This is a genomic window from Vibrio sp. V19_P1S1T109 (assembly GCF_002241375.1).
Classification (GTDB): domain Bacteria; phylum Pseudomonadota; class Gammaproteobacteria; order Enterobacterales; family Vibrionaceae; genus Vibrio; species Vibrio anguillarum.
This window is the reverse complement of record NZ_NDIM01000022.1, coordinates 1-6,302: the sequence shown is the minus strand read 5'-3', so window position 1 is coordinate 6,302 and position 6,302 is coordinate 1. Positions and strand designations below refer to the sequence as shown.

The 6,302-nt window shown below is 43.0% G+C and carries 3 protein-coding genes; all 3 read right to left on the bottom strand.

The window, feature by feature from the left end; genetic code table 11:
• Positions 1–78 precede the first annotated feature (78 nt).
• Complete coding sequence (gene pyrD / locus B9J87_RS01550; RefSeq protein WP_094127637.1) at positions 79–1,089, bottom strand: quinone-dependent dihydroorotate dehydrogenase; 1,011 nt, start codon at positions 1,087–1,089, stop codon at positions 79–81.
• A 45-nt stretch (positions 1,090–1,134) separates the two neighbouring features.
• Complete coding sequence (locus tag B9J87_RS01545) at positions 1,135–5,976, bottom strand: NAD-glutamate dehydrogenase (protein WP_094149239.1); 4,842 nt, start codon at positions 5,974–5,976, stop codon at positions 1,135–1,137.
• 182 nt (positions 5,977–6,158) lie between these two features.
• Positions 6,159–6,302, bottom strand: a 144-nt coding sequence (locus B9J87_RS01540) for a DUF2835 family protein (RefSeq protein ID WP_094149238.1), incomplete at its 5' end; no start/stop codon positions are given.

The window sequence follows — 6,302 nt, the reverse complement described above, 5'->3', positions numbered from 1 at the left end:
AATGAATAACTCATTCCCTCTTACTTTGACCCAGTCACTTTTTATTTTTCTGAGTAAATACCTTTAAATCGCACTGATTTACAGGTTCTTGACAATATCTCTCACTAAACCTGGTCCGTGATAAATGAATCCTGAATAGACTTGTACTAGTTTCGCGCCCGCCAACATTTTTTCTTTTGCAGCGATACAAGAATCAATACCACCCACTCCAATAATGGGCAGCTTATCACCCAACTCTTGGTACAAGCACTTAATCACTTCAGTACTTCTTGATTGAACAGGACGACCACTTAACCCACCCGTTTCATTCGCGAATTTCATACCTTCCACCAGCGACCGATCCAATGTGGTATTAGTCGCGATAACGCCATCAATATTATGCTTGAGTAACGATTGGCAAATTTGTTTAAGTTCGTCATCAGAAAGATCGGGAGCGATCTTTAATGTTAGCGGAACGTATTTATTATGCAGCTTAGCCAATTCAGATTGCTTCGCTTTCAGTACGGCAAGCAAATCATCCAATGCCTCACCATATTGTAACGTTCGTAACCCAGGAGTGTTGGGGGATGAAATGTTCACTGCTATATAACCAGCATATGGGTAGACTTTCTCCATACAAATAAGATAGTCATCTGCCCCATTTTCAATCGGTGTATCTTTATTCTTTCCAATGTTGATACCGATAATGCCGTCATATTTAGCTTTCTTAACGTTCTCAACCAGGTTGTCGACACCTAAGTTGTTAAAGCCCATTCGATTGATAATACCTTCCGCTTGGATCAAACGGAATAAACGCGGTTTATCGTTACCAGATTGAGGACGTGGAGTCACGGTACCAACTTCGACAAAACCAAACCCCATTGCACCAAAAGCTTCTATGCATTCCCCATTTTTATCTAGGCCAGCGGCCAAACCTACAGGGTTTTTAAAAGTTAAACCCATGCATTCGACTGGGCGATTGGGTAAGTGTTGACGATAGAAGAGATCAAGAGGAGTGCCTGTGAAACGTTTAAAGTTTTCAATGGCGAGATCATGTGCCTTTTCGGCATCAAGTTGAAAAAAGCCAGTCCTGGCTAAGCGGTAGAGCATTGTGCCTCCGAAATAAAAAGCCCCGTATAAACGGGGCGTTATTATTTACTCATTTGCCGCACAATTCAAATTTAAAAGTACTAATTCTCTTAATGCTACTGAGAATTTTGCAAATTCATGTACTGCACCAACTTTAAATTCGTTGAGGATACTCTCCCAGCGCATTAAGGACACTTCATTACTAGCAATCCATTCATCCAGTGCTTTCATTACATCGAGTTCTTCTGGTGCACAAGTACAATTCAATACTTGCGCAGTGAGTTGACGCTGCTGCCAGTCTAAATCTTCACGGAATGCAGCGCGAGCTAGTGCTTGCCAGTTGTTATCCACCGCTTGACCGTTAATCTGTTTTAAGAACCAGTGCAGTGATAAACGATCACCTAAGTTAAAGTAAAGCTTAGCTGTCTGAGCAACGGTCTTACCTTTATCACGTGCCACTGTGGATATATCCAGTGCTGAGTACAGGCTTGATAAACGAGCAACGTAATTCGCCAGTTCTGAGTTAATGCCTTTATCAATCCAGACTTGAGCCATGGCATTATGCTCTGCAACCTCTTCAGCAACGAGCATATTGTCTAGTTCAGCGGAAACGGCATTGACGTCAGTTTGATAAAGCGCAATCAAATCTTTGACCGATTGTTTGCCTGAACGATTACGCAGCAACCAACGAGATAAGCGGCGTAAGGTTCGGCGTACTAAGAAAATCACATCATACTGTGCATCGGATTCTGCTTTATTGTCGAGTAAACGAACCTGCTCAAGAACACGGCCTAAACCATAGATTTCTCTTGCCGCAGTGTAAGCATTGGCAATATCGACAACATTCGCACCAGTTTCTTCTTGCAGACGGGTCACGAAATTACATCCCATTTCGTTCACCATCTGATTGGCCAGAGCCGTAGCAATGATCTCTGCACGAAGTGGATGCTGTTGCATGTGCTGAGAATAGTTACGACGTAACTCAGTAGGGAAATAGTTGATCAACTGCTGTGAATGGAATTCATCGTGTGAAATCTCTTCACAAGCCAATTCCTCTTTCAACACCATTTTGCCGTATGCCACTAATACCGATAGCTCCGGACGGGTTAATGCAAATCCCTGCTTCTCACGCTCAAGCAAAGTTTCATCATCTGGAATGTATTCCAATGCTCGGTCAAGGTGCCCTGCTTTTTCCATAGCATGGATGAAACGAATTTGCTCTTTAACTAACGATACACCCTGTTGCTCAGTGACAGAAATAGCTTCAGATTGAGCGTAAGCATCTTCAATAACGATGCCTCCTACTTCGTCTTCCATCGACTCTAAGATCTGATTACGTTGTTTGACGGTAAGATCACCATTCGCCACCAAGCCATTCAAGAAGATCTTAATATTAACTTCATTATCCGAGCAATCGACGCCGCCAACATTATCAACAAAGTCGGTATTAACACGACCACCAGTTAATGCATATTCAACACGTCCAAGTTGAGTCATACCTAAGTTACCGCCTTCACCGATCACTTTTGTACGAAGATCGCGTCCATCAATTCTTAGAGCATCGTTAGCACGGTCACCTACATCAGAATGGCTCTCTTTCGATGATTTAACATAGGTGCCGATGCCTCCGTTCCAAAGAAGATCCACTTCCATTTTCAAAATCATTTTAATCAGCTCATTAGGCGCAACAGAAGCCTTCTTAGTGCCGATCATTTTTTGAATTTCAGGCGTTAAGGTGATCGATTTCGCTTTGCGAGAGAAGATGCCACCACCTTTTGAGATCAACTTTGCGTTGTAATCTTCCCAGCTAGATCGTGGCGTGTTGAATAAGCGATTGCGCTCTTCCCAACTTTTTGCTGAATTTGGTGTTGGATCGATGAAAATATGCAAATGGTTAAACGCTGCTTGCAAACAGATGTGTTTAGACAGCAGCATACCATTACCGAACACATCTCCAGCCATATCGCCGATGCCAATCGCTGTGAAATCTGTGGTTTGGCAGTTAATGCCCATCTCACGGAAGTGGCGCTTGACTGACTCCCATCCCCCTTTTGCTGTAATCCCCATGGCTTTATGGTCGTAACCATTTGAACCACCAGAAGCAAAAGCGTCACCTAGCCAGAAATTGTATTCTGCTGACACTGAGTTAGCCAAATCGGAAAATGTTGCTGTCCCTTTATCCGCGGCTACAACTAAGTAAGGGTCATCTTCATCATGACGAACGACATTTTTAGGTGGAACGACTTCGCCTTCAATAATATTGTCGGAAACATCGAGTAATGCACGAATAAAACGTTTATAGCAGCGTTGTCCCTCGGCAAAGATCTCATCACGCGTGGTAAACATGTGCTGTTTCTTACACACAAAACCACCTTTTGCTCCCACAGGAACAATAACGGTATTTTTTACCTGTTGCGCTTTCACTAACCCTAGAATCTCGGTACGGAAATCTTCTTGGCGATCAGACCAACGTAATCCGCCACGTGCTACTTTACCACCACGTAAATGAACACCTTCAATATCAGGCGCATAAACGAAGATTTCGAAAGCCGGCACAGGAGCTGGAATTTCAGAAATCTCTTTCGGTTTCATTTTTAAAGAAAGCCAAGGTTTGATCTGATTGTTTTCATCCAGCTGGAAGTAGTTAGTACGGATCGTTGCACTGATCATCTCCATATAACGACGAATAATACGATCATCATCCAAGCTATCAACACGATCTAACTCTTCAGTAATAGCGTTAATAAGATCCGTTTGCCCTTTTTGAGCCCCTTTGTGTTTAGGATCAAACCGCTTTAAGAATAGTTCCACCAGCCCTTTTGCTACATCTGGATAATGGCTGAGTGTATCTTCAATATATTGTTGACTGAATGGGAAACCCACTTGGCGCATGTAACGCGCATAAGCACGAAGAATCGATACTTCGCGCCCAGTTAATGAAGCACCGAGTACTAGTCGGTTGAAGCCATCACTCTCTAATTCACCAGCCCAAATAGCCGCAAATGCTTGTTGAAAACGATCTCTCGCTTCTCGAAGATCGACACTCTTATCGCTCTTATGCAGCATTGAGAAATCTAAGATCCAATACGTTTGTCCATTTAACTTGCGTACTTCATAAGGTGACTCTCCGATCACCCTCAGCCCTAAGTTTTCCAACATCGGCATCACATCAGAAAGATGGATTGGCTCGTCACGGTGATAGAGTTTTAACCGCACCGCTTTTGAATCGGCCGCTTCTTCTTGTGGGCGATAGAACAACATGCCGAGTTTGTGCTCTTCATCTAAGGCTTCCAATCGCTGGATATCATCCACCGCTGAACCCGGCATCATGTCTTCTTTGTAAGAGCGAGGGAATGCACGCATGTATTCTTTCGATAATGGCAGCCCTTTACTCTCTCCAAAGTTTGCTACGATCGCATCTGATAAACGATCATCCCAAGTTGATGATGCTTCCATTAAATTTTGCTCTACCGTTTTTACATCGACATCCATATTGTTATTATCAACACGTACGATGTAGTGTGTTCTTGCCAATGGGCTTTCTGAAAAATAAGTGGTGAACTCAACATCTTGCTCACAACCAAAGTACTGCTTGAAAATTCGTTGCGTTTGGCGGCGAAGCTCGGTGTTATAGCGCTCTTTGGTCACATAGACCATGCAGCTGAAGAAACGACCAAACGGGTCTTTACGAACAAACAGACGCAGCAAATCCCTATCTTGCATTTGCACTACGCCCATCCCAACTTCTAACATCTCTTCTTCACGTGCTTGCAGCAACTCATCACGAGGATAGTTTTCTAGAATATTGTGCAGCGCTTTATAGGAATACGAGCCTGCACGATAACCGCTGGCTTTTAGGATACGTTCTACTTTTTCGCGGATCAGCGGAATAGTTTCGACACTTTGGTTATACACCGCCGAGGTATATAGACCAGTGAAACGATGTTCACCGATCACTTTACCTGCTTTGTCGAACTTTTTAACGCCGATATAATCGGTATAAGCTGGGCGGTGGATACGTGATTGGGTATTGCCTTTAGTGACAATCAATAAAAAAGGCTTTTTGGCTTCAAGGCGCGCGGAATCAGGAAAGTCAGATAATTTTACGCTGCGTACACGTTTTGAATCAGAAAATAAACCCAACCCTTTTTCTGCTGTTGGTCTCAGTTCAGTATCGCCTTCGACCGTCACGAGGTCGTATTCTTTGTACCCCATGAAAGTGAAATTATGATTTCCCATCCACTTTAAGAATTTGATGGTTTCTTCGTAACGATCACTTTCTACAGGAATGAATTCTTTTTGTGTCTCCAATTGCGCAATCACTTGCACCAGTTTTTCTGACATTGGTTGCCAGTCTTGCACCACTAAAGCTGTATCGCTCAAAATACTAAGCAACTCATTTTTCAACTGTGTCATCGCTTCTTTGCTACTAAGGCGGTCGACTTCAATATGAAAAAGAGATTGCAGAACACCCTCACCTTGGTTTACCGAAGTAATAACACCGTTATCGGTGCGCGAGATTTGCGTTGGACCATTGAGCATGAGGTGTGACGATAAATCCAAACGGCTGAGCGCCATTTTAATGGAGTCCACAAGAAACGGACTATCAGGGATTACTATTTCAACAATCGTGTGCGTTGACTGCCAACCTTGGCGGCTTACTGTCGGGTTAAATACCCGCACTGAACGCTCCTCTGGGTTTTTCTCGTTAATATGGTGCCATAGGCTAACTATTGCACCATATAAGTCAGATTCATTACGTTCAGTCAGATCATCTTTCGAAATGTTACTAAATAGATGTTGAGCAAGTTGGGTCACGAGCGGTTGATGAGCAAGATCGAGTTTGTCTTGAATCAGTTTGTACACTTTTTCAAGCAGAACTGGCACTAAAGTTTCACGCGCAGTCATAGTAGACTCCAAGATTATTATTTTTGTAGGGTATGCGGTAAGCATAGCGCTTACCATTGGTAATGCTTGCTTTATTGTAAAAGCTTTATTGACAAATAGTTAACAGTTTTAGGGCAGGTATGAGGTGAAATGTTTGAGAATGTGATTAAGATTCCTATTTAAATATCTAGAAAATCAGCGGCTCACAGAGTTTCTAACTTTACAAACTTGTTATTTTGGTCAGTTGTCAGCCGAAATCGACCTTTTACTCCAATTTGGCTAAGAAATGGACGAAATCGAGACGCGGGTAGCTGAAGGCGTAAACCTTGATCTGTGTAGACTTGTAC

Excerpts from the sequence above, each read along its gene's own strand:
- pyrD (WP_094127637.1), bottom strand. The coding sequence starts at position 1,089 with ATGCTCTACCGCTTAGCCAGGACTGGCTTTTTTCAACTTGATGCCGAA.
- B9J87_RS01545 (WP_094149239.1), bottom strand. The coding sequence starts at position 5,976 with ATGACTGCGCGTGAAACTTTAGTGCCAGTTCTGCTTGAAAAAGTGTAC.